The following is a 21628-nucleotide window of genomic DNA, read 5'->3' as shown; positions in this document are numbered from 1 at the left end:
TCTAGGACATCTGCCTGCGCGCTGGCCTGTCCAGCCTCGCTCCAGTGAGCGGCCTGCAATCCTCTTCGTCACAAGGTGTCCCCGTGAGCGCGAACAATCCCCTGCTGCAAGAATTCGACCTGCCGCCCTACTCCGAGATTCGCCCGGAGCACGTCGAGCCGGCCATCGACACCATCCTCGGTGACAACCGCGTGGCGATCCAGGAACTGCTCAGCCGCCCGGCCGAGAGCCTCGACTGGCAGACCCTGGTGGTCGGCCTCGACGAGCTGAACGATCGCCTCGCGCGGGCCTGGGGGCCGGTCGGTCATCTCAATTCCGTGTGCAACAGCCCGGAATTGCGCACCGCCTATGAGGCCTGCCTGCCCAAGCTGTCGGCCTACTACACCGAACTCGGACAGAACCGCGACCTGTTCGAGGCCTACCAGGCACTGGCTGCAAACCCCGCGGCGGCTGGCTTCGAAGTGGCGCAAAAGACCATCCTCGCGCATTCGCTGCGCGACTTCCGCCTGTCCGGTATCGACCTGCCACCGGTGGAGCAGCAGCGCTTCGGTGCCATCCAGATGAAGCTCGCCGAGCTCGGCAGCAAGTTTTCCAACCAGCTGCTGGACGCGACCCAGGCTTGGACCCGCCACATCACCGACGAAAGCCTGCTGGCCGGCATCACCGACTCGGCCAAGGCGCAGATGGCCGAGGCGGCTAAGGCCAAGGGCCTCGACGGCTGGCTGATCACCCTGGAATTCCCCAGCTACTACGCGGTGATGACCTACGCCGACAACCGCGACCTGCGCGAGGAGGTCTACACCGCCTACTGCACCCGCGCCTCGGACCAGGGCCCGAACGCCGGACAGTTCGACAACGGTCCGGTGATGGCCGAGATCCTCGAGCTGCGCCACGAGCTGGCCGGCCTGCTCGGCTACGGCAACTTCGCCGAGCTGTCGCTGGCGACCAAGATGGCCGAATCCACCGAACAGGTGCTGAGCTTCCTGCGCGACCTGGCGGTGCGCAGCAAGCCGTTCGCCGAGCGGGACCTGGCCGAACTGCGCGCCTTCGCCGCCGAACAGGGCCTGGACGACCTGCAGAGCTGGGACCTCGGCTACTACGCCGAGAAACTGCGCCAGCAGCGCTACAGCCTGAACCAGGAAGAGCTGCGCGCCTACTTCCCGATCGACAAGGTGCTGTCCGGGCTGTTCTGTATCGTCCAGCGCCTGTACGGCATCGAGATTCACGAGCTGGAAGGCTTCGACGGCTGGCATCCCGAAGTGCGTCTGTTCGAGATCACCGAGAACGGCCAGCACGTCGGGCGCTTCTTCTTTGACCTCTATGCGCGGCCGAACAAGCGCGGCGGCGCCTGGATGGATGGCGCCCGCGACAAGCGCCGTACCGCCGCTGGCACGCTGCAGACGCCGGTAGCCAACCTGGTTTGCAACTTCACCCCGCCGGTGGGCGAGCGCCCTGCGCTCTTGACCCACGATGAAGTCACCACGCTATTCCACGAGTTCGGCCATGGCCTGCACCACCTGCTGACCCAGGTCGAGCACGCCGGCGCCTCGGGCATCAATGGCGTGGCCTGGGATGCCGTGGAGCTGCCGAGCCAGTTCATGGAGAACTGGTGCTGGGACCCCGAAGGCCTGGCGCACATCTCCGGCCACTACCAGACCGGCGAGCGCCTGCCGCAGGACAAACTGGACATGATGCTGGCGGCGAAGAACTTCCAGTCCGGCATGATGATGGCGCGCCAGCTTGAATTCTCCCTGTTCGACTTCGAACTCCACGCCACCCATGGCGACGGTCGCAGCGTGCTGCAGGTACTCGAGCACATCCGCGACGAGGTCTCGGTGATGCGCCCACCGGCCTACAACCGCTTCCCCAACAGCTTCGCGCACATCTTTTCCGGTGGTTATGCGGCCGGTTACTACAGCTACAAGTGGGCCGAGGTGCTGTCGTCCGATGCCTTCTCGCGCTTCGAGGAAGAAGGTGTGTTCAACTCCGAGACCGGGCGCGCCTTCCGCGAGGCGATCCTGGCCCGTGGCGGCTCCCAGGAGCCGATGGTACTGTTCGTCGATTTCCGAGGCCGCGAGCCGTCCATCGACGCCCTGCTGCGCCACCTCGGGCTGGTAGCGGAGGCCGCGGCATGAACGACGAAGTAACCCGTGTCACCACCAAGCGCTTCATCGCCGGGGCCGTGTGCCCCGCATGCAGCGGCACGGACTGCATCAAGATGTGGGACGTCGACGGTGTGCCGCACCGCGAATGCATCGACTGCGGCTACGCCGACACCCTCAATGCCCAGGGCCAGTCCGTACCGATGGAGCTGGGCACGCGAGTCAACAAGGTCCAGCCCAAGCCGGCCAACCCGCAGGTGCAGTCGGTGCAGTTTTTCCCTAATCCGAAGTTGAAGAAGCCCGAGTAGCCACTGTGCTGCACCTGACCTGCGGCGACCTGGCCGGCGACAGCGTACGTGCGCTGCTGGCCAGGCTCGAGCCCGAGGCACAGGTGCGAGTGTTGCGCGACGACCTGGCTGTCGGCCCGCTGAATGACGTGGATCGTGCGCCTTGCGCTGCTCGCGCCGCATTCTGGGAGCAGGTCTGGCCCTCGGAGGTGGCGCCACGCCCGGTGTTCGCCGATGAGCTGGCGGCTGATGCACTCTGGCTAGCCAACCTAGCCAAACAGGCTGCAGCCGTAACGGTCTGGCACGGCGACAGCGCATCCGAACAGCTGCTGCTGGCTCGCATCGCCGCGCTGCTGCAGGGCTCCAGCTGCGGGTTGCACGAAGTCGCTTGCGGCACCGGAGACAGCCGCGCCGGCCAGCGCAAGGCGGTGTCCATGCATTCGCCCGAGGCACTGGCGGCGCTATACAGCCCACAGGCGGTTCCCGCGTCTCGCCAGGCTGAACTCGCTGCGGTCTGGCACGAGCAGTGCGCCAGCTCGCATGACATTCGCCGCTGGTTCGAGGGGGCGTTTCGGGGCGAAGACTATCGGCTGATCGACGCGGCGCTGGTCGCTGCCAGCCCGGACGAATTCGCTCCGCTGGCGCGTGCGATGGCCGAGGTCATGGGCCATTGCGACGGCTTCTTTCCCACGGATTTCTTCCTCTACTGGCGCGCCCGCGTACTGGCTGCCGCAGGGCGTCTGGAGGTACAGGGCGATCCAACAGCCGGTTACCGTGATCTGCAGGTGCGCCGAGTCATGAGGTGAAAGACTTCACTTCGCGGCCAAGACTCGGCGCGCCCAACCTCTCAAACAAAGAACCCGCCAAGTGGCGGGTTCCTTTTTTGTACCAGTCCAAATCAGCCTTCGACCTTCGGCGTCGCTCGCCCCGGCTGCGGTGGCGAAGCAAACAGGCGCTTGAGCTTCATTGCCGGCGCTTCGATCAGGTGCCAGGACAGCGCAGCGAGGATCAGCGTCGGCACGAAGGCGATCAGCGTCAGGCCGAGCACGCCGACCTGCGGACCGAACAGGTAGACCGTCAGCTGCTGGAACGGGAAGGCGTAGATGTACAGGCCATAGGAAAAATCGCCGTACTTGCCGAAACGCGAGATCAGCGGCAGCGGCGCGTAGGCCAGATAGAGCACCAGATACGGCAGTGCGATGAAGTACACCAGCGGGCCGATGTCGGTACGGAAGGTTGCCACCAGCGCGGCGAACAACAGCGCCGCGATCCAGCCGCGCCAGGGGATGTCGTCGCGATAGAGGAACAGTGCCGAGCCGCTGTAGTACAGCAGCCCCAGTTTGAAGATGTTCTTGATGAAGTAGGACTCGATACCCAGCTTGCCCAGCAGCCAGAAATGCCCGATGGCGAGCACGGCAATCGGCAGGAAGATCAGCCGGCGCTTGAGGAAACCGGTTAGCCCGAGAATCATCACGCCGATGTACATCAGCACTTCCAGCGGCAACGTCCACAGCGAGCCGTTGACCACGTCGGGGTAGACGTTGCCGGTAAATACGCCGGGCAGCTCGTAGCGTGTCACCAAGAGGATGTTCTGCAGATAGGTCCAGGTGCCGTCGGCTGCGAGATACTGGCCGAGGGTCAGATGGGTGACCAGCGGCCCGATGACAAACACCGAGAGCAATACCGCGACGATCAACGCCGGAAAGATGCGCAGCGCCCGCTTGATCAGGAAGCTTTTCGGGCTGCTGCTAGCCAGCCAGGACGAGGCAATCAGATAGCCGCTCATGACGAAGAAGATGCCGACGGCGATCGAGCCGCCCTTTTCGTAGCCGGTGAGCAACGTCAGGGGTTCATCTCCACGGCGGCCAACCAGCGGATAGCTGTGGGCGAACAGCACCAGCGCCGCAGCGAAGAAGCGCAGGAAGTCGAAATTATTCTCCCGGGTGTGGAAAGAGCCGGTGGGATGCATGGTCTGCTCCTGACGAGTAACGGCAGTGACTAATAAAAGGGGCGCACGCAAGCGGTGCATGCCGGTACTGCCGGATCGGTCGCGCACCGCGCTCCGATCGTCCTTGTTGTTTGCCGGCCGCCACGACAGGCGTCGCTCGCGCGTGCAAGCGTTACCCGGTCAGCCCCTTTGTCCCGAGCGCAGCGCAAATGTTCCCGAGCCAACCGACAGGCGGTAGCAGGCAGCACCGATCAGTGGCCCTGGCGCGCTGTCGCCGAGACGATTACTGTATGAATGAACAGTAATCAGACCGACACCCCATGAGCTTCCCCCGTGCCACACCACGCGGCCGCGGCACTGCGATCAACCCGGACAACCGTTTCGCCCCGACACGCAGCGAGGCGTACGACGACGGCTGGGAACAGGACGTGCCGCCGACCCGCGCCACCGAAGTGCGCCTGGAGACGGCCAAGAGCGTACTGACCCGCAACCAGTCGCCAGACGTGGGTTTCGATCGCTCGGTCAATCCCTATCGAGGCTGCGAACACGGTTGCATCTACTGCTTTGCGCGGCCCAGTCACGCCTATTGGGACCTGTCGCCCGGCATCGATTTCGAGACGCGGCTGATCGCCAAGACCAACCTCGCCGAGCGCCTCGCACAGGAACTCTCCAAGCCGGGCTACGTGCCGCAACCGATCGCGCTGGGGGTGAATACCGACGCCTATCAGCCGCTGGAGCGCGAGCAGCGTCTGACGCGCCAGGCGCTGGAGATCCTGCTGCGCTTCAAGCACCCGGTGCACATCATTACCAAGGGTTCGCTGGTGCTGCGCGATCTCGATCTGCTGGTGCCGTTGGCCGAGCAGCAGCTGGTCAGCGTCTCCGTCAGCCTGACCACGCTGGACGACGAACTGAAACGCATCATGGAGCCGCGCGCAGCCTCGCCCTCGGCGCGCCTGCGGGTGTTGCGCACCCTGCATGAGGCTGGCGTGCCGGTCAGCGTGATGTGCGCGCCGATGATTCCGATGATCAACGACATGGAGCTTGAGCGCTTGCTCGAAGCCGCCCGCGAGGCCGGTGCGCGCTCGGCCGGCTATGTGCTGCTGCGCCTGCCCCACGAAGTGGCCACGCTGTTCGATGAATGGCTGCAGGAGCATTTCCCGCAGCGCGCTGCCCATGTCATGAGCCTGGTGCGCCAATCGCGCGGCGGCAAGGATTACGACAGCCGCTTCGGCAGCCGCATGCGCGGTGAAGGCCAATTCGCCCAGCTGCTGGCGCAACGCTTTCAGCTGGCGTGCAAGCGCCTGGGCTTCAACCGACGGGATCAGAACTACGGCCTTGATTGCAGTCGTTTTGCCGTGCCGGGTTCGCAGATGTCGTTGCTCTGAGACCTCGCAAGCGCCGCCAGCGCCATCACTACGACAGCAATTAGAAAGCCGAAAAGGCTCGTCCTAGAGCGGTTCGTTCAGTTTCAGTTAAGTCTCACTGACTAGCCTCGGGGCAAATGTGACCATCCAGTCACCAGCCGCACAACCGGCCTGGATGAGTGCTGGCATGCCTTGCCCTGCATCAGGAGACCACCCAAGCGTGAAATCTTCACCGCTCGCGCCGAGCGCAACGAACCATCCGCACGTGGCGGCCGGAATGCCCGAGACGAGAGCGCCGACGAATCCTTCGCCCATCTGGTCGATGGCTTTCGCCGCTTTCGCACCGAGGTCTATCCCGAACAGCAGGCGCTGTTCGCCCGCTTGGCCAGGGCCCAGCAGCCGCGTGCGATGTTCATCACCTGCGCCGACTCGCGCATCGTTCCCGAGCTGATCACCCAGAGTTCGCCCGGCGACCTGTTCGTCACCCGTAACGTCGGCAATGTGGTGCCACCCTACGGCCAGATGAACGGCGGCGTCTCCAGCGCCATCGAGTACGCGGTGATGGCGCTCAACGTGCAGCACATCATCATCTGCGGGCATTCCGACTGCGGCGCGATGAAAGCGGTGCTCGACCCCAGCGGCCTGCAACGGATGCCCACGGTAAAGGCCTGGCTGCGCCATTGCGAAGTGGCGCGCAGCCTGGTGGAGCAGAACTGCAGCTGCGCCGCCGGCGAAGCCCTGGGCGTGCTCACCGAAGAGAACGTGGTGGCCCAGCTCGACCACCTGCGCACCCATCCCTCGGTCGCCGCGCGCCTCGCCGGCGGTCAGCTGTCGATCCACGGCTGGGTCTATTGCATCGAGACCAGCGAAATCCTCGCCTACGACGCCACCAGCGGCCGTTTCGCGCCGCTGGACGGCGACGGCCCGCTACCGGTGGCAACGCCCGCACCGCGCTACCTGCAGGCCTGAACTGCCGGCCGCAAGGCATTGGCTTGTCGCTTCAGGCGACGCCCTGGGGGCGTCGCCGCGTGTCGAGGTTTTTTGAATGAATGCAGAAACGCTCAAAACAACGCTGCCGCGTGACCTGATGGCGTCCGTGGTGGTTTTTCTGGTGGCCCTGCCGTTGTGCATGGGCATCGCCATCGCCTCGGGCATGCCGCCCGCCAAGGGCGTGATCACCGGCATCGTCGGCGGGCTGGTGGTGGGTTGGCTGGCCGGTGCCCCCCTGCAGGTCAGCGGCCCGGCCGCCGGACTCACGGTGCTGGTGTTCGAACTGGTGCAGCAATACGGTGCCGCCATGCTCGGGCCGATCCTGCTGCTGGCCGGTGCGCTGCAGCTGCTGGCCGGTCGGCTGAAGCTGGGTTGCTGGTTCCGCGTCACCGCGCCGGCAGTGGTCTACGGCATGCTGGCCGGCATCGGGATCCTCATCGTGCTGTCGCAGTTGCACGTGATGCTGGACGGCCAGCCGGAAGCCTCCGGACTGGACAATATCGGCGCCTTTCCCGCCGCGTTATGGGCCGCGCTGCCGTTTTCCGGCGGCGGTAACGGTATGATCGCCGCATCTCTCGGCCTGCTGACCATCGTATGCATGTGGGCATGGGATCGGCTCAAGCCGCAGCGCCTGCGCCTGCTGCCCGGCGCGCTGCTGGGTGTCGTGGCGGCAACGCTGGCGGGGCTGTGGCTGGGGCTCGACGTGCGCCGTGTCGAGGTGCCGGACAATCTCGCCGATGCCATCAGCTGGCTGCAACCGGCCGATCTGCTGGCCTTCGCCGATCCCGGTCTGCTGGTCGCGGCGCTGGCCGTGGCCTTTATCGCCAGCGCCGAAACCCTACTGTCGGCGGCGGCGGTCGACCGCATGCACCAGGGCCCGCGCGCTGATTTCGACCGCGAGCTCACCGCTCAGGGCGTCGGCAACATGCTCTGCGGTGTGCTCGGCGCGCTGCCGATGACCGGCGTGATCGTGCGCAGCTCGGCCAATGTGCAGGCCGGCGCGCGCACGCGGCTGTCGGCCATGCTGCACGCGCTCTGGCTGCTGGCCGCGGTGGTGCTGCTGGCCGCGCTGCTGGAGCAGATTCCAATCGCCAGCCTGGCCGGTGTGCTGGTCTACACCGGGCTCAAGCTGATCGACCTGAACGCGCTGCGCCAGCTCGGCCGCTACGGGCGCATGGCCATGCTGATCCATCTCGCCACGGCGCTGACCATCGTCGCCACCGACCTGCTGACCGGCGTCCTGCTGGGCTTCGCGCTGACCCTGGGGCAACTGGCCTGGCAGGCTTCGCGGCTGAGGGTCACGGTGGTGCAGGAAGGCCGCCGGGTCGAACTGCGCATGCAGGGTGCAGCGACCTTTCTGAAGGTGCCGCGACTGGCCCACGCGCTGGATGGCGTACCGAAGAATGCCTGCGTGCATGTGCCGATGACACACCTGCAGTACATCGACCATGCCTGCATGGAGCTGCTGGAAGAATGGCAGCGCGCCAACCAGGCCAGCGGCGCACGGCTGATCATCGAGCCGCGGGCACTGACGCGGCGGGTCGAAGGCCGCCGCCGGCAGGCCGTGCATCTTGCCGCAGCGGCCGACGGGAACTAATCAGCGCGACCAGCCCCCTCATCTTTCAGACACGACCATGCACAACGTGCATCTAGCCGGCAGCGCATCGGGTAAGTCCATGCGCTGCCGGCGCTTCTGGAGGATTGAATTGGACGTTTATATCGATCTGCTGCAATGGCCGGCCATGGTGGTCACGGTGATCGCCGCCTGGCTGATCGGCTCGCTGCAGCCCGGCCGGCGCTTCGTCGGCTTCTGCTGTTTTCTGCTGAGCAACCTGCTCTGGGTGATCTGGGGCTGGCACGCCGAGGCCTGGGCGCTGATCACCCTGCAGGTCTGCCTGGCGCTGATGAACCTGCGTGGGGTGAAGAAGAACGATGCCCCCACACAGCCCGAGCCAGACGCGCCCCGCGCTTAAATTGCCAGAGTGGGATCGCTGTCTATACTCCGAATCGTAGGCGTACCTGATTGAGTTCCGACTGCGCGTGCAAGCGTCCATGTCGCCAGCGAGCGTTTCGCGGGTGGCGTTGGGCAGAATCGGACCGATCGAAAACGTAGCTGGCATGACGGGAATGGTTTCCCCGGCCAGCCGATTTTCGGCGGTGCGATGGCGGTCGGCGGGATAACAAGAATCATAAGGGGAACCCGCAATGTCTCGACATCCATGCATCTGGATGGGGCTTGGGCTTTCGGCAATATTTGGCCAGGCTCAGGCGGCCTGGGACGTGAACATGCGCTCCGGCGCCACCGACGTCAGCCGTTCGGTGTTCGATCTGCACATGACGATCTTCTGGATCTGTGTGGTCATCGGCGTGCTGGTATTCGGCGTGATGATCTGGTCGATGGTCGCGCACCGCCGCTCCAAGCGTCAGCATTCAGCTCACTTCCACGAAAACACCCGCGTCGAGGTGCTCTGGACGGTCATCCCGCTACTGATCCTGGTGGGCATGGCGATCCCGGCGACGCGCACGCTGATCCACATCTACGACTCCAGCGAATCGGACGTCGACGTACAGATCACTGGCTACCAGTGGAAGTGGCACTACAAGTACCTGGGCGAGGATGTGGAGTTCTTCAGCAACCTCACTACGCCACGCGAGCAGATCAACAACCAGGCGCCCAAGGGCGAAAACTACCTGCTGGAAGTCGACGAGCCGCTGGTGATTCCCGCCGGCGCCAAGGTGCGCTTCCTGATCACCGCGGCAGACGTCATCCACTCCTGGTGGGTGCCGGATCTGGCGGTGAAGAAGGACGCCATCCCCGGCTTCATCAACGAATCCTGGACCCGCGTCGAAGAGCCCGGCATCTATCGCGGCCAGTGCACCGAGCTGTGCGGCAAGGACCACGGCTTCATGCCGGTGGTGGTGGAGGTCAAGTCCGCCGAGGACTACGCCGCCTGGCTCGGCGAGAAGAAGGCCGAAGCCGCCAAGGTGGCCGAACTGACCAGCAAGGAATGGACGCTGGAAGAGCTCTCCGCGCACGGCGAGAAGGTCTACCAGACCGCTTGCGCGTCCTGCCACCAGGCCGGCGGCGAAGGCATCCCGCCGATGTTCCCGGCCCTCAAGGGCTCGGCCATCGCCACCGGCGACATCGAGGCGCACATCGACATCGTCGTCAACGGCAAGCCGGGCACCGCCATGGCGGCCTTCGGCAAGCAGCTGTCGGAAGTCGACCTAGCCGCGGTCATCACCTACGAGCGCAACGCCTGGGGCAACGAGACCGGCGAAATGGTCACGCCGAAAGACGTGCTCGACTTCAAACAGGCCGAAGAAGCCACCCAGTAAGAGGATTCGGTGATGAGTGCAGTGATCGACGATCATGGTCATGCCGGACATGACCACCACCACGGCCCGGCCAAGGGTCTCTCGCGCTGGCTGCTGACCACCAACCACAAGGACATCGGTTCGATGTACCTGTGGTTCAGCTTCTGCGCCTTCCTGCTCGGCGGCTCGATGGCCATGGTCATCCGCGCCGAGCTGTTCCAGCCGGGCCTGCAGATCGTGCAGCCGGAATTCTTCAATCAGATGACCACCATGCACGGCCTGATCATGGTATTCGGCGCGGTAATGCCGGCCTTCGTCGGCCTGGCCAACTGGATGATCCCGCTGATGATCGGCGCGCCGGACATGGCGCTGCCGCGGATGAACAACTTCAGCTTCTGGCTGCTGCCGGCAGCCTTCGGGCTGCTGGTCTCGACGCTGTTCATGGAAGGCGGCGGGCCAAACTTCGGCTGGACCTTCTATGCGCCGCTGTCGACCACCTACGCGCCGGAATCGGTGACCTTCTTCATCTTCGCCATCCACTTGATGGGCATCAGCTCGATCATGGGGGCGATCAACGTGATCGCCACCATCCTCAACCTGCGTGCGCCAGGCATGACCTTGATGAAGATGCCGCTGTTCGTCTGGACCTGGCTGATCACCGCCTTCCTCTTGATCGCAGTGATGCCGGTTCTGGCGGGCGTGGTGACCATGATGCTGATGGACATCCACTTCGGCACCAGCTTCTTCAGTGCCGCCGGGGGCGGTGACCCCGTGCTGTTCCAGCACGTGTTCTGGTTCTTCGGCCATCCCGAGGTGTACATCATGATCCTGCCGGCCTTCGGCGCGGTCAGCTCGATCATCCCGGCGTTCAGCCGCAAGCCGCTGTTCGGCTACACCTCGATGGTCTACGCCACCGGGGCGATCGCCTTCCTCTCCTTCATCGTCTGGGCGCACCACATGTTCACCGTCGGCATCCCGCTGACCGGCGAGCTGTTTTTCATGTACGCCACCATGCTGATCGCCGTGCCCACCGGGGTCAAGGTGTTCAACTGGGTGTCGACGATGTGGCGCGGCTCGCTGACATTCGAGGCGCCGATGCTGTTCGCCGTGGCCTTCGTCATCCTCTTCACCATCGGCGGATTCTCCGGGCTGATGCTGGCCATCGCCCCGGCGGACTTCCAGTACCACGACACCTACTTCGTGGTGGCGCACTTCCACTACGTGCTGGTTCCGGGAGCGATCTTCGGCATCTTCGCCTCGGCCTACTACTGGCTGCCCAAGTGGACCGGGCACATGTACGACGAGACCCTGGCCAAGCTGCATTTCTGGATGAGCTTCATCGGCATGAACCTGGCGTTCTTCCCGATGCACTTCGTCGGCCTGGCCGGCATGCCGCGGCGCATCCCCGACTACAACATGATGTTCGCCAACTTCAACATGGTCTCCAGCGTCGGCGCCTTTATGTTCGGCGCCACCCAGCTGCTGTTCCTGTTCATCGTCATCAAGTGCATTCGCGGCGGCGTACCGGCACCAGCCAAGCCCTGGGACGGCGCCGAGGGGCTGGAATGGAGCGTGCCGTCGCCGGCGCCCTACCACACCTTCCAGACACCACCGGACATGAGCGATGTGCACGAGCACCGCAAGGGCACTGGCGGGGAGCTGACGCCGTGAGCAGGCAACAGGGCGTCGCTGGCAGGCCCGGCCGGGTCTGCCAGGTCGACCGCAAAAAGGCCCGCTCCCACCAAACGGGGAGGCTCTCATGAACGAGTCCCTGCCCACCCGACGCCTGGTCCGCCGCCTGCTGTTCGTCGTGGTCGGCATGTTTGGTTTCGGCTTCTTGCTGGTGCCGATCTACGACGTCATGTGCCAAGCGTTCGGCATCAACGGCAAGACCGCCGGCGCCTACACCGGCTCGCAGAGCGCCGACGCGGCGCGGGCGGTGCGGGTGCAGTTCCTCGCCACCAACGCCGCCGGCATGCGCTGGGAGTTCGGCCCGCTGGCTGACCAGCTCAGCGTGCACCCGGGCGCCAGCCAGGAGATTCGTTTCGTCGCCTACAACCCGACCGACAAGCCGATGACCGCGCAGGCGATCCCCAGCGTCTCGCCGTCGCGGGCGGCGGCCTACTTCCACAAGACCGAATGCTTCTGCTTCACCCAGCAGGTGCTGCAACCGGGCGAGCGCATCGAAATGCCGGTGCGCTTCATCGTCGATCGCGACCTGCCCGCCGACGTGCACAACCTGACCCTTGCCTACACGCTGTTCGACATCACGTCCCGCCAGCCGCCGGTGGCCGTCAACGCCACATCGGCCCCGGCCAAGGAGAGTCTGCAATGAGCCAACAGACCACCCACGAGCAGTATTACGTTCCTGATCAGAGCAAATGGCCGATCATCGCCACCATCGCCCTGCTGGTCACCTTCTACGGACTGGGTAGCTGGTTCAACGACCTGAAAGCCGGGCGTGACGAGTCCAGCGGGCCGATGATCTTCTTCGTCGGCGCGCTGCTGATCGCCTACATGATGTTCGGCTGGTTCGGCGCTGTGGTGAAGGAAAGCCGCGCCGGGCTGTACAGCGCACAGATGGACCGCTCGTTCCGCTGGGGCATGAGCTGGTTCATCTTCTCGGAGGTGATGTTCTTCCTCGCCTTCTTCGGCGCGCTGTTCTACATCCGCTACTGGGCCGGCCCCTGGCTGGCTGGCGAAGACGACAAGGGCATCAGCAACATGCTCTGGCCCAACTTCGAATACACCTGGCCACTGCTCAACACCCCAGATCCCAAGCTCTATCCGGCTCCGGAAGGCACCATCAGTGCCTGGGGCCTGCCGCTGATCAACACCATCCTGCTGGTCAGCTCCAGCTTCACCCTGACCTGGGCGCACCATGCGCTGCGCAAGAACAATCGCCAGCACCTGAAGATCGGCCTGGCGCTGACCGTGCTGCTAGGCGCCGCGTTCCTGGTCCTGCAGATCGAGGAGTACGTGCATGCCTACACCGAACTGGGGCTGACCCTGGGCTCGGGCATCTATGGCGCGACCTTCTTCATGCTTACGGGCTTTCACGGTGCCCACGTGACCATGGGCGCGATCATCCTCACGGTGATGCTGGTGCGCATCCTGCGCGGGCATTTCAGCCCGGAACAGCACTTCGGTTTCGAGGCAGCGGCCTGGTACTGGCACTTCGTCGACGTGGTGTGGATCGCGCTGTTCGTCTTCGTCTATGTGATCTAGCGAATCAGAAACCAAAGGCGGGGCGCAGCTGCCCCGTATAGAAACCCCAGCCGATCAGCGCAACGGTCAGTGCGCTGAGGCTGACCCGGATGAACAGGGCCGTGATCACGCGGGAGGTGCGGCCCTCGTCCCTGACCAGGAAGAACAACCCACTGAACAGACTGACCAGCGTGGCCACTAACAACAGAACGATCGCCGCCTTGAGCATGAGCGATTCCACGACAGGGGTATTGGGGGTGGAGTATAGCCAGCCGTATCGACACATCAGGCTGCCGGGCATGAGCGGCTTCAGGCCGGGGCTGCTGCCTACCCTGCTGGTGCTGGCCATGCTGCCGGTACTGGTCTGGCTGGGCTTCTGGCAGCTGGAGCGCGGCGAACAAAAGCGCGATCTGCTGGCACGCCAGGAGGCGAGGCAGCAAGCTGCGCCGCTGTCACCGGAGCAGATCGAAAGCAGCGCCCAGCCGGCCTTTTCCCGCGTGCATCTGCAGGGTCGTTTCGATGCCGAGCACAGCTTCCTGCTCGACAGCCGCACCCGTGACGGCCAGGTTGGCGTAGAGCTGCTGCAGCCCTTTCATGACGAGCTCAGCGACCGTTGGGTAATGGTCAACCGCGGCTGGATTCCCTGGCCCGATCGCCGCGTGCCGCCGGCCTTCGACACACCTGCGCAGTCTTTGAAGCTCGCCGCCTGGGTCTACGTACCGCCAGGAAAGCCGTTCATCTTCAGCCACCGCACGGCCGAGGGCTGGCCGCGCCTGATCAACCACGTCGACATCGAGGCGATGTGGCAGCAGGCCGGCCGCGAAGGCGTGATCCATGAATTGCGTCTGGAGCCCGGCCCCAGCGCCTACCGCGCCGATTGGGCGATCACCAGCATGCGCCCGGCGCAGCATCTGGGCTACGCCGTGCAGTGGTTTGCCCTGGCGGCTGCCCTGCTGGCGCTGTTCATCTACTTCGGCGTGCATCAGGCACGGGAGAAGCACATTGATGACAATGAATCCGACCCTCACCGGCCGTGAACCAAAACGCGGCCGTGGCCGGCTGCAACTGCTGCTGATCCTCGGCGTCGTGCTGGGACCGATGCTGCTGGCTACGGCGATGTATCGCTTCGGCTTCTGGGTACCGCAGACCCGCAGCTACGACGGCGTGCTGATCGCCAACGGCCAGGACCGCGCTGCCATTGGCGTGACTGCAGCCGACTCCGAACGGCGCTGGGAGCTGCTGGTCACCGCCCCGCAGGGCTGCGAAACGCAGTGCCAGCAGCTGGTCTACCTGGCCCGCCAGATCAATATCGGCCTGGCTCGCGAAGCCGCCCGCGCCAGCCACGCCCTGGCCAGCGCCACCGCTCTGGACGATGCCTACGAGCAACGCCTGCGTCGCGAGTATCCGCAATTGCAACGCCATGGCCTCGACGCCGGCGTGTATGCCCGCAACCCTGAAGCACCGGCCACGCCGCAGCTTTGGATCGTCGATCCGCACGGCAACCTGGTGCTGCGATACGACGCCGAAGCCGACGGCAAGGCAATCCTCGATGACCTGAAATACCTGCTGAAGATCTCGCAGATCGGCTGACGCACTCTGCCGCTTCGCTGGGGTCCCAAACTGGCCGCCCAAGGAGAAACCGATGGCCAAACCCGGATACCGCCTCGCCCTGATCGCCACGCTGCTGGCGGTGGTGGTCGTGCTGCTCGGTGCCTATACGCGGTTGACCCACGCCGGCCTCGGCTGCCCTGACTGGCCAGGCTGCTACGGTTTTCTCGCCGTGCCCATGAGCGAGCACAAGCAGAACCTCGCCGCGCTGCGCTTTCCCGAGGCGCCACTGGAAGTGACCAAGGGCTGGAACGAGATGATCCATCGCTATTTCGCCGGCGCGCTGGGGCTGGTGATTCTCGCCATGGCGGCGCAGGCGATACGCCGTCGCGGCCAACCCGGGCAGCCGGTGAAGTTGCCGCTGCTACTGCTCGCGGTGGTCATCGCCCAGGCGATCTTCGGCATGTGGACAGTGACCCTGCAGCTCTGGCCGCAGGTGGTTACCGCGCACCTGCTCGGCGGCTTCACCACCCTCAGCCTGCTGTTTCTGCTGTGCCTGCGGCTGTCCGGCGCGCTTGCTCCCTTGCCGGCCGTGGACGGTCGTCTGCGCAGATTCGCCGGCATCGCCATGCTCGCGGTGATCGTCCAGATCGCCCTCGGCGGCTGGGTCAGCAGCAACTATGCGGCCGTCGCCTGCACCGACTTCCCCACCTGCCATGGCGAATGGTGGCCGCGGATGGACTTCGCCAACGCCTTCAACCTGACCCATCACGACATCGGCCCCAACTACCTCGGCGGCCTGCTCTACGGCGAGGCGCGCACGGCCATCCATCTCACCCACCGCATCGGCGCGCTGTGCGTGACGCTGGTGTTGCTGCTGCTGGCCGCCATGCTCCAGCGCCGCGGTCTCGGCCGGCTGGCCGGGCTGCTCATCGCCGCGCTGGCGCTGCAGGTCGGCCTCGGTGTCAGCAACGTGCTGCTCAACCTGCCGCTGACGGTCGCGGTGGCGCACAACGGTGGCGGCGCCGCACTACTGCTGGTGCTGGTGCTGATCAATTACCGGCTGCGCCAGCCTGCACATGCCGCCCGGCAAACCGAGCCGGCAGCGATTTCGAACACGACGGGACAGCTCGATCTGCCCCGCGCATGACCACAAGGAGAACCCCCATGGCGACTCTACTCAGCGAACGCAGCGCCCAGGCCAGCTGGCGCGACTACCTGGAGCTGACCAAGCCGAAGGTGGTGCTGCTGATGCTCATCACCTCGCTGGTGGGCATGTTCCTCGCCACCCGCGCCGGCGTGCCCTGGACGGTGCTGCTGTTCGGCAATCTGGGCATCGCCCTGTGTGCCGGTGGCGCGGCGGCGGTGAACCATGTGGTGGACCGGCAGATCGATTCGGTGATGGCCCGCACCCACAAGCGACCCCTGGCCGAAGGCCGGGTCTCGCCAGCGGCGGCACTGACCTTCGCCTTCGCTCTCGGCGTCAGCGGGCTGGCCCTGCTGCTGACCTTCACCAATGCCCTCGCCGCCTGGCTGACCCTGGCCTCGCTGATCGGCTACGCGGTGATCTATACCGGCTTTCTCAAACGCGCCACGCCGCAGAACATCGTCATCGGCGGACTCGCCGGCGCCGCACCGCCACTGCTCGGCTGGGTCGCGGTGACCGGCCAGGTCACCGCCGAACCGCTGCTGCTGGTGCTGATCATCTTCGCCTGGACGCCGCCGCACTTCTGGGCGCTGGCGATTCACCGCAAGGACGAGTACGCCAAGGTCAACGTGCCGATGCTGCCGGTGACCCACGGCGTGCACTACACCAAGGTGCATATCCTGCTCTACACGGTGATGCTGCTGGCGGTCAGCTTCATGCCGTTCGCCATTCACATGAGCGGCCCGCTGTACCTCGCCGCCGCAGCGTTGCTGGGTGCACGCTTCCTCTACTGGACGATCGCGCTGTACCGCGACAGCCGGCCACATGCGGCAATCAAGACCTTCAAATTCAGCATCTGGTACCTGTTCGCGCTGTTCATCGCGCTGCTGGTTGATCATTATCTTCTGCTCGATTTCTAGATAGTCGCCCTAAGGACATCCATGACCCGCATCCAGAAAACCGTCTTCATTCTCGTGGCGCTGATCGCGCTGGTCGTCGGGCTGACGGTTTCCAAGGTGCTCAACAGCCAGCGCCAGCTCGACCCTACACAGCTGCTGGATGCCGGCATCGTCGTGCTGCCGCAGAGCCGCACGGTGCCGTCACTGAGCCTGACGGACCAGGACGGCGAAGCGGTAAAACTGGACGAGCTGGATGGGCAGTGGACATTGCTGTTCTTCGGCTACACCTTCTGCCCGGACATCTGCCCCACCACCCTGGCCGAGCTGCGCCAGCTCAACGGCATGCTGCCCGACGCCGTGCGCGACCGGCTGCGCATCATCCTCGTCAGCGTCGATCCGAATCGCGACACACCGGAAAAACTCAAGGAATACCTCGGCTACTTCAACGCCGGTTTCCAGGGCCTGACCGGCCCGCTGGACGATATCCAGACCCTGGCCAACGGCGTCGGCATTCCCTTCATACCCGGCGATACCAGCAAGGAAAACTACACCGTCGACCACAGCGGCAACCTGGTCCTGATCGGCCCGGATGGTCGGCAGCAGGGCTTTATCCGCTCGCCTTTGCGGGTGCAGAAACTGGCCGAGCAGTTGCCTGAGCTGGTCAAGCAGGCGGAGTGAGGAAAGCGAGCCTGTTGGCGTTCGCGGTGTACGGACCGTAGCTGGCGCTGGGCCTGGAAGCCCGCCCCCTCTCCCTAGCTCTCTCCCCAAGGGGCGAGGGGACTGTTCGATGATGGCGCAGGCTCTGGCGAATCAACGCCCGGCCCAGAGGCGGCACGCTTCGGACGTCAGCACGGCGCAGCAACCATCTTTGGCTGCACAATCATCAAACACTGCCGTAATACTCACATACCTCTGCGATCCACCCCCCCTCGCCCCTCCGGAGAGACGGCTGGGGCGCCCAGCATAGGGTTGAGGGGGCACTTCACCTCATGACCATCATGGCTCACCGACCGGACTAACCGGCGCTGCACTCCCCCTGCGAGGTTCACGCAGCACCGCGCTGATGCGTGCTCGTCGCTTGCGCCACCAGATCACCACACCGGTGACCGACAACACCGCGATCGCCACGCCCAGCACGGCGATGAGGATGCGCCCGGGTAGGCCGAGGATGCGCCCGCCATGGATAGCCGGCTGCAGCAGATGGAACTGCTGCCCCAGCGTGCCCTGGCCGGGAATCTCCTGCCCCAGCAGACGACCGTCGGTGCCATGGAAGAACAGCCAGGCGTTGCCCTGGTTGCTGTCGTGCTCGCCGAAGCCGGCGCCGTAGAAGTTGTATTCGAAGCTGTAGTACAGCTCGGTGATTGCCTCGCTCAGGCCGAGCTCGGCGGCGTGCTGCATGGCGTAGTCGTACGCCTGATGGAAGTCGTAAGCGGTGGTGCCCAACTGCTCAGCCGGCATCCGCCCGCGGGCCTCGTAGACGCTCGGCTCAACGGGCGAGAACAGCGATACCACCGGCTTGAACACCTGCTCCGGCAGGTTCATCGCCACGCTGCTGACCGCCACCGGCGTGAGCAGCAGCCACAGCCACAGGCCGCCTGCGCGGTGTACGTCGTGGTTCATGCGCTGGCGCTTGATCTTCCAGGACGTCCACCACTTGGAAAAGAACGGCCGGCCACGAGGAAAGGTCAGCACCAGCGAGACGAAGCAATCGATCACCCAGGCGATAGCGACGATACCCATCAACCACAGCCCCCAGTTGCCCGGCAGCGACAGGTTGTAGTGAAACTCGAGGATGAAGGGCACGAAGTTCTTGCGCGAGAAGCAGCATTCGCCCCAGTAGCGCGTGCCCACCGGGTCGCCGCTCACCGCATCGACGTACTGCACCACTGGGCGCTCGCCATACGGCTTGCCAGTTGCCGGATCGTTACGCGGCACCAGCGCCATCAAAGCGGCGTGACCGGGCTCACTGGGAAACTCCATGTACCAGACCTGCATACGCGGGTTGGCCTGCTCGACGCGTTCCACCAACGTTCCCGGCGCCAGCACCGGGCCCTCGCTGGTGGTGTGGTAGAACTCCGGGTTGAGCCATTCGTCCAGCTCGTGATGGAAGGCCAGGATGCTGCCGGTAATGCCGGCGAGAAACAGGAAGATCGCCGTGGCCAGGCCGATGTAGCGGTGCAGGAGCACGAGAATGGAACGCATCGTCGGTTGTCCGTCCTTCAGAAAGCACAAAGCCGCCAGCCTTTGGGGGCCGGCGGCTGTTATCGGTCAGAATTCGTAGCTGACCGTGGCGGTGACATTGCGCTCCTCACCCATATAGCAGTAGTTCAGGCTGCTGCCGCAGGCCGCGACGTACCTTTTGTCGGTGAGATTGTTGGCATTCAAGCGTACCTCTGCCCCAGGCAGCCCCACGTTGGCGAGGTCATAGCCGATGGCCGCGTCGAAGAGCGTGTAGGACGGAATACGCTGCGTGTTCTCGGCATCAGCCCAGCTCTTGCCGACATAGCGAATGCCCGCACCGGTGCTCAGCCCCGCCAGGCGATCGACGAAACGGTAGTCCGCCCAGAGCGAGGCCATGTGGCGCACGGATTGGGTCGGGGTGTTGCCCTTGTTATCCAGAGTGCTGTCCACCGCACTGAACACCGACTTCGAGTATTCGATATCAGTGAAGGTGTAGCTGCCTAGCAAGCGCAAGCTTTCCGTCACCTGAAGACGTGCTTCAAGTTCCAGGCCCTGGGAGCGGACAGCCCCGACCGGACGGAAGAAGTTCTCATCGGGTAGTTTGGAGGCGAGGTTCTCCTGCTCGATATGAAACAGCGAAGCGGTGTACAGGTCATCGTGTCCCACCGGCTGATACTTGATGCCCAGCTCCCACTGGGTGCCTTCGGTGGGTTCGAGCGGATTGCCACTGGCATCGGCGGTCGAGTTTGGGTTGAACGACTGCGAATAGCTGAGATACGGCGCCACACCGTTGTCGAACAGATACAGCACGCCGGCGCGAGAGGTCAGCTGACTGGAATCCTTACCGGACGACGTCCCCGTGGCCGCCGTTTCCACCTCGGTTTCGACCCAGTCCTGGCGCACGCCCAGGGACAAGCGCCAGCGGTCGAGTTCGATCAGGTCCTGAATGTACAGGCCCGTCTGCTCCAGCCGGCGGGTCTGGACGAAGGGCGTGCCGGGCGTCACCGGTGCGCCGTACACCGGGTCGAAAGCATCGAGGTTGGCCGCAGCCGCGCCGTAATAGGCCACATTCGATTTTCCGCGCTGGTAGTCGATCCCGGTGATCAGGGTGTGGCGAGCTGCACCGGTGTCGAATTCGGCCTGCAGCATGTTGTCGATGATCCACGAATGCAGGCGCTCATCCGCCCCGGTATAGGCGCGTGCCAGTTCCGAGGAATTCCCGTCCCAGCCCATGCCGTAGACCTGCTCGGACTCTACTTCCGAGTCCAGATAGCGGAAGTTCTGACGCATCGACCACGTATCGTCGAAGCGGTGCTCGAACTGGTAACCGAGCATCTGCTGGGTGCGCTCGAATTTTTCGTGATCGGGCTCCCCCTCGAAAAAGCCATCGGGGAGATAGCGTCCATTGCGACGGTACAGGGTGCCTTCGGCAGGCAGGCCTCCGTGATAACCGCTTTCCGGGTCGTGCTGCAGATAGGCCTGCAAGGTAAGCGCGGTATCGGCAGAAAAGTCGATACGCAGGGAGGGCGCCACGGCATAGCGTTGCGACTCGACATGGTCGTATTGGGTATCACCTTTTTCGGCCAAGCCGACCAGCCGGTAGGACAACATACCATCATCGTCCAGCGGACCGCCCAGATCGACGCCAATGCCTTTCTGCGCATTGCTGCCGAAGGTCGCCTGTACCTGGCGATACGCCTTGGCGGTGGGCTGCTTGCTGGTCATGGCCACCAGGCCGCCAGGCAGGCTGCGTCCGTAGAGCACGGACGACGGGCCTTTCAATACGTCGATACGCTCCAGGAAATAGGGGTCGATCTGCATGGTGCTGTAGGTGCCGGCATCCCCCATGATTTTGAGGCCGTCTAGGTAGAGGTTATCCACCGAGCCATCGTTAAAACCGCGCATGGCCACGTAATCGTAGCGGCTAGTTGCGCCGTAGGGGCTGCTCATCACACCGGGTGTATAGCGCAGCGCCTGAGCGACCGTCAGCGAGCCCTGATCATCCATCTGCTGGCGTGTAACTACAGAAACCGACTGTGACGTTTCGAGCAACGGCATGCTCGTCTTGGTCGCCACGCTGCTGTGGGTCGCGTTGTAGCCTTCCATCGAACCCAGCGCGTTGCCCAGGGCGAAACCTTCGACGGTCATCGATTGCAGTTCGACGGCATCGGTCTGCGCGCTACGGCGCGCTAGCGAGTAGTTGCCCTGGCTGTCGCGAACGGCGTGCAGGCCGCTACCCTGCAGCAACGCAGCGAAACCGTCGTCAACGCCGTACTGCCCTTGCAGGCCGTTGCTGTCCAGGCCCTGCAGCAGGCTGCCATCCACCGAGAGCAGCACACCTGCTTCACCGGCGAAACGGCTCAGTGCGCTGGAGAGCGGGCCGGCGGGAATGTCGTAGCTGCGCACCACCTGCTGGGTCGCAGACTGCGCCATGGCAGCGCCGGGCACGACGCTGGCCAGCGGCAGGCACAGCAGCGCGGCACGAATGCCGAGCGCCAAGGCGCGGGAGCGATTGGGAATGAACGGCAAGGCGGTCGAGCGCATGGGTGTTCCTGTTCGAGTGACGGATTTAGCCCTATGCCCAACCAGATCGAAGAAAGGGAACTGCAGATGCGAATATTTTTTATTCGTGTCCGC

At 64.5% G+C, this 21628-nt stretch carries 20 protein-coding genes; 16 read left to right on the top strand and 4 right to left on the bottom strand.

The genetic code is table 11. The annotated features are described in order from the left end of the window. The first annotated feature begins 83 nt into the window (after window positions 1–83). From prlC to BM275_RS18375, 3 genes are read left to right on the top strand one after another with little or no spacing between them, the layout of a single operon-like run. Complete coding sequence (prlC, locus tag BM275_RS18385) at window positions 84–2135, top strand: oligopeptidase A (RefSeq protein ID WP_090522801.1); 2052 nt, start codon at window positions 84–86, stop codon at window positions 2133–2135. After that, entirely contained in the window at window positions 2132–2410 is a 279-nt protein-coding gene (locus BM275_RS18380; RefSeq protein WP_023445743.1) for a YheV family putative zinc ribbon protein, read from the top strand. Before prlC ends, BM275_RS18380 begins: the two co-directional genes overlap by 4 nt. A gap of 5 nt (window positions 2411–2415) precedes the next feature. Further along, complete coding sequence (locus tag BM275_RS18375; protein WP_090522799.1) at window positions 2416–3195, top strand: DUF1835 domain-containing protein; 780 nt, start codon at window positions 2416–2418, stop codon at window positions 3193–3195. Window positions 3196–3287: 92 nt separating this feature from the next. Here the strand turns inward: BM275_RS18375 and BM275_RS18370 are convergent, their stop codons facing one another. Then, window positions 3288–4358, bottom strand: coding sequence for an acyltransferase family protein (locus tag BM275_RS18370; protein WP_046618235.1), 1071 nt, complete (start codon window positions 4356–4358; stop codon window positions 3288–3290). A 299-nt stretch (window positions 4359–4657) separates the two neighbouring features. On the opposite strand from BM275_RS18370, the gene BM275_RS18365 reads away from it, so the two are divergent. From BM275_RS18365 to BM275_RS18330, 8 genes are all read left to right on the top strand, one after another. Then, window positions 4658–5722, top strand: coding sequence for a PA0069 family radical SAM protein (locus BM275_RS18365; protein WP_090522797.1), 1065 nt, complete (start codon window positions 4658–4660; stop codon window positions 5720–5722). Window positions 5723–6016: 294 nt separating this feature from the next. Beyond that, entirely contained in the window at window positions 6017–6670 is a 654-nt protein-coding gene (locus tag BM275_RS18360; protein WP_244153891.1) for a carbonic anhydrase, read from the top strand. 76 nt (window positions 6671–6746) lie between these two features. Beyond that, window positions 6747–8288, top strand: a complete 1542-nt coding sequence (locus BM275_RS18355; RefSeq protein ID WP_090522795.1) for a SulP family inorganic anion transporter — start codon at window positions 6747–6749, stop codon at window positions 8286–8288. A 109-nt stretch (window positions 8289–8397) separates the two neighbouring features. Then, window positions 8398–8664 (top strand): hypothetical protein, encoded by a 267-nt coding sequence (locus BM275_RS18350; RefSeq protein ID WP_003303649.1) that lies wholly within the window; start codon window positions 8398–8400, stop codon window positions 8662–8664. Window positions 8665–8896: 232 nt separating this feature from the next. Beyond that, window positions 8897–10030 carry a cytochrome c oxidase subunit II gene (gene coxB / locus BM275_RS18345; protein ID WP_042924233.1) on the top strand — a complete coding sequence of 378 codons (1134 nt, stop codon included), beginning with the start codon at window positions 8897–8899 and terminating at the stop codon, window positions 10028–10030. Window positions 10031–10042: 12 nt separating this feature from the next. Next, a complete protein-coding gene (gene ctaD / locus BM275_RS18340) occupies window positions 10043–11680 on the top strand; it encodes a cytochrome c oxidase subunit I (RefSeq protein WP_003303652.1) in 1638 nt (545 codons plus the stop codon). Between the two features lie 88 nt (window positions 11681–11768). Further along, window positions 11769–12344 (top strand): cytochrome c oxidase assembly protein, encoded by a 576-nt coding sequence (locus BM275_RS18335; RefSeq protein WP_003303654.1) that lies wholly within the window; start codon window positions 11769–11771, stop codon window positions 12342–12344. Beyond that, on the top strand, window positions 12341–13237 hold the full coding sequence (locus BM275_RS18330; RefSeq protein ID WP_090522793.1) for a cytochrome c oxidase subunit 3: 897 nt from the start codon (window positions 12341–12343) through the stop codon (window positions 13235–13237). Before BM275_RS18335 ends, BM275_RS18330 begins: the two co-directional genes overlap by 4 nt. Window positions 13238–13241: 4 nt before the next feature. Here the strand turns inward: BM275_RS18330 and BM275_RS18325 are convergent, their stop codons facing one another. Then, on the bottom strand, window positions 13242–13445 hold the full coding sequence (locus BM275_RS18325) for a twin transmembrane helix small protein (protein WP_003303658.1): 204 nt from the start codon (window positions 13443–13445) through the stop codon (window positions 13242–13244). A gap of 70 nt (window positions 13446–13515) precedes the next feature. Here BM275_RS18325 and BM275_RS18320 point away from each other — a divergent pair, with 70 nt between their 5' ends. Genes BM275_RS18320 through BM275_RS18300 form a run of 5 tightly spaced genes read left to right on the top strand, consistent with a single transcriptional unit; the run spans window position 13516 to window position 17488 of the window. Continuing rightward, window positions 13516–14253, top strand: coding sequence for an SURF1 family protein (locus tag BM275_RS18320; protein ID WP_090522791.1), 738 nt, complete (start codon window positions 13516–13518; stop codon window positions 14251–14253). Next, entirely contained in the window at window positions 14228–14806 is a 579-nt protein-coding gene (locus tag BM275_RS18315; protein ID WP_090522789.1) for a hypothetical protein, read from the top strand. The genes BM275_RS18320 and BM275_RS18315 overlap by 26 nt, the downstream gene beginning before the upstream one ends. Before the next feature lie 52 nt (window positions 14807–14858). Further along, entirely contained in the window at window positions 14859–15914 is a 1056-nt protein-coding gene (locus tag BM275_RS18310) for a COX15/CtaA family protein (protein WP_090522787.1), read from the top strand. 17 nt (window positions 15915–15931) lie between these two features. Continuing rightward, window positions 15932–16831, top strand: coding sequence for a heme o synthase (cyoE, locus tag BM275_RS18305; RefSeq protein ID WP_023445729.1), 900 nt, complete (start codon window positions 15932–15934; stop codon window positions 16829–16831). A gap of 21 nt (window positions 16832–16852) precedes the next feature. After that, a complete protein-coding gene (locus tag BM275_RS18300) occupies window positions 16853–17488 on the top strand; it encodes an SCO family protein (protein ID WP_090522785.1) in 636 nt (211 codons plus the stop codon). A 318-nt stretch (window positions 17489–17806) separates the two neighbouring features. Here BM275_RS18300 and BM275_RS18295 read toward each other — a convergent pair whose 3' ends face one another. Beyond that, window positions 17807–19012, bottom strand: coding sequence for a PepSY-associated TM helix domain-containing protein (locus BM275_RS18295; protein ID WP_090522783.1), 1206 nt, complete (start codon window positions 19010–19012; stop codon window positions 17807–17809). A 66-nt stretch (window positions 19013–19078) separates the two neighbouring features. After that, the gene (locus tag BM275_RS18290) at window positions 19079–21535 is read right to left on the bottom strand and encodes a TonB-dependent siderophore receptor (RefSeq protein WP_090522781.1); all 2457 of its coding nucleotides are present in this window, start codon (window positions 21533–21535) and stop codon (window positions 19079–19081) included. Window positions 21536–21628 lie beyond the last annotated feature (93 nt).

It is taken from the genome of Stutzerimonas kunmingensis (genome assembly GCF_900114065.1).
In the GTDB taxonomy this organism is placed as follows: domain Bacteria; phylum Pseudomonadota; class Gammaproteobacteria; order Pseudomonadales; family Pseudomonadaceae; genus Stutzerimonas; species Stutzerimonas kunmingensis.
The sequence above is the reverse complement of the archived record's forward strand: the minus strand, read 5'-3'. Positions and strand labels throughout refer to the sequence as shown.

Bases quoted from the DNA above. Each gene is read 5' to 3' on its own strand.
- BM275_RS18370 (WP_046618235.1), bottom strand. From the start codon at position 4,358: ATGCATCCCACCGGCTCTTTCCACACCCGGGAGAATAATTTCGACTTC.
- coxB (WP_042924233.1), top strand. From the start codon at position 8,897: ATGTCTCGACATCCATGCATCTGGATGGGGCTTGGGCTTTCGGCAATA.
- BM275_RS18295 (WP_090522783.1), bottom strand. From the start codon at position 19,012: ATGCGTTCCATTCTCGTGCTCCTGCACCGCTACATCGGCCTGGCCACG.
- BM275_RS18335 (WP_003303654.1), top strand. From the start codon at position 11,769: ATGAACGAGTCCCTGCCCACCCGACGCCTGGTCCGCCGCCTGCTGTTC.
- cyoE (WP_023445729.1), top strand. From the start codon at position 15,932: ATGGCGACTCTACTCAGCGAACGCAGCGCCCAGGCCAGCTGGCGCGAC.
- BM275_RS18330 (WP_090522793.1), top strand. From the start codon at position 12,341: ATGAGCCAACAGACCACCCACGAGCAGTATTACGTTCCTGATCAGAGC.
- BM275_RS18310 (WP_090522787.1), top strand. From the start codon at position 14,859: ATGGCCAAACCCGGATACCGCCTCGCCCTGATCGCCACGCTGCTGGCG.
- BM275_RS18290 (WP_090522781.1), bottom strand. From the start codon at position 21,535: ATGCGCTCGACCGCCTTGCCGTTCATTCCCAATCGCTCCCGCGCCTTG.
- ctaD (WP_003303652.1), top strand. From the start codon at position 10,043: ATGAGTGCAGTGATCGACGATCATGGTCATGCCGGACATGACCACCAC.
- BM275_RS18365 (WP_090522797.1), top strand. From the start codon at position 4,658: ATGAGCTTCCCCCGTGCCACACCACGCGGCCGCGGCACTGCGATCAAC.
- BM275_RS18320 (WP_090522791.1), top strand. From the start codon at position 13,516: ATGAGCGGCTTCAGGCCGGGGCTGCTGCCTACCCTGCTGGTGCTGGCC.
- BM275_RS18380 (WP_023445743.1), top strand. From the start codon at position 2,132: ATGAACGACGAAGTAACCCGTGTCACCACCAAGCGCTTCATCGCCGGG.
- BM275_RS18315 (WP_090522789.1), top strand. From the start codon at position 14,228: ATGAATCCGACCCTCACCGGCCGTGAACCAAAACGCGGCCGTGGCCGG.
- BM275_RS18300 (WP_090522785.1), top strand. From the start codon at position 16,853: ATGACCCGCATCCAGAAAACCGTCTTCATTCTCGTGGCGCTGATCGCG.
- BM275_RS18325 (WP_003303658.1), bottom strand. From the start codon at position 13,445: ATGCTCAAGGCGGCGATCGTTCTGTTGTTAGTGGCCACGCTGGTCAGT.
- BM275_RS18355 (WP_090522795.1), top strand. From the start codon at position 6,747: ATGAATGCAGAAACGCTCAAAACAACGCTGCCGCGTGACCTGATGGCG.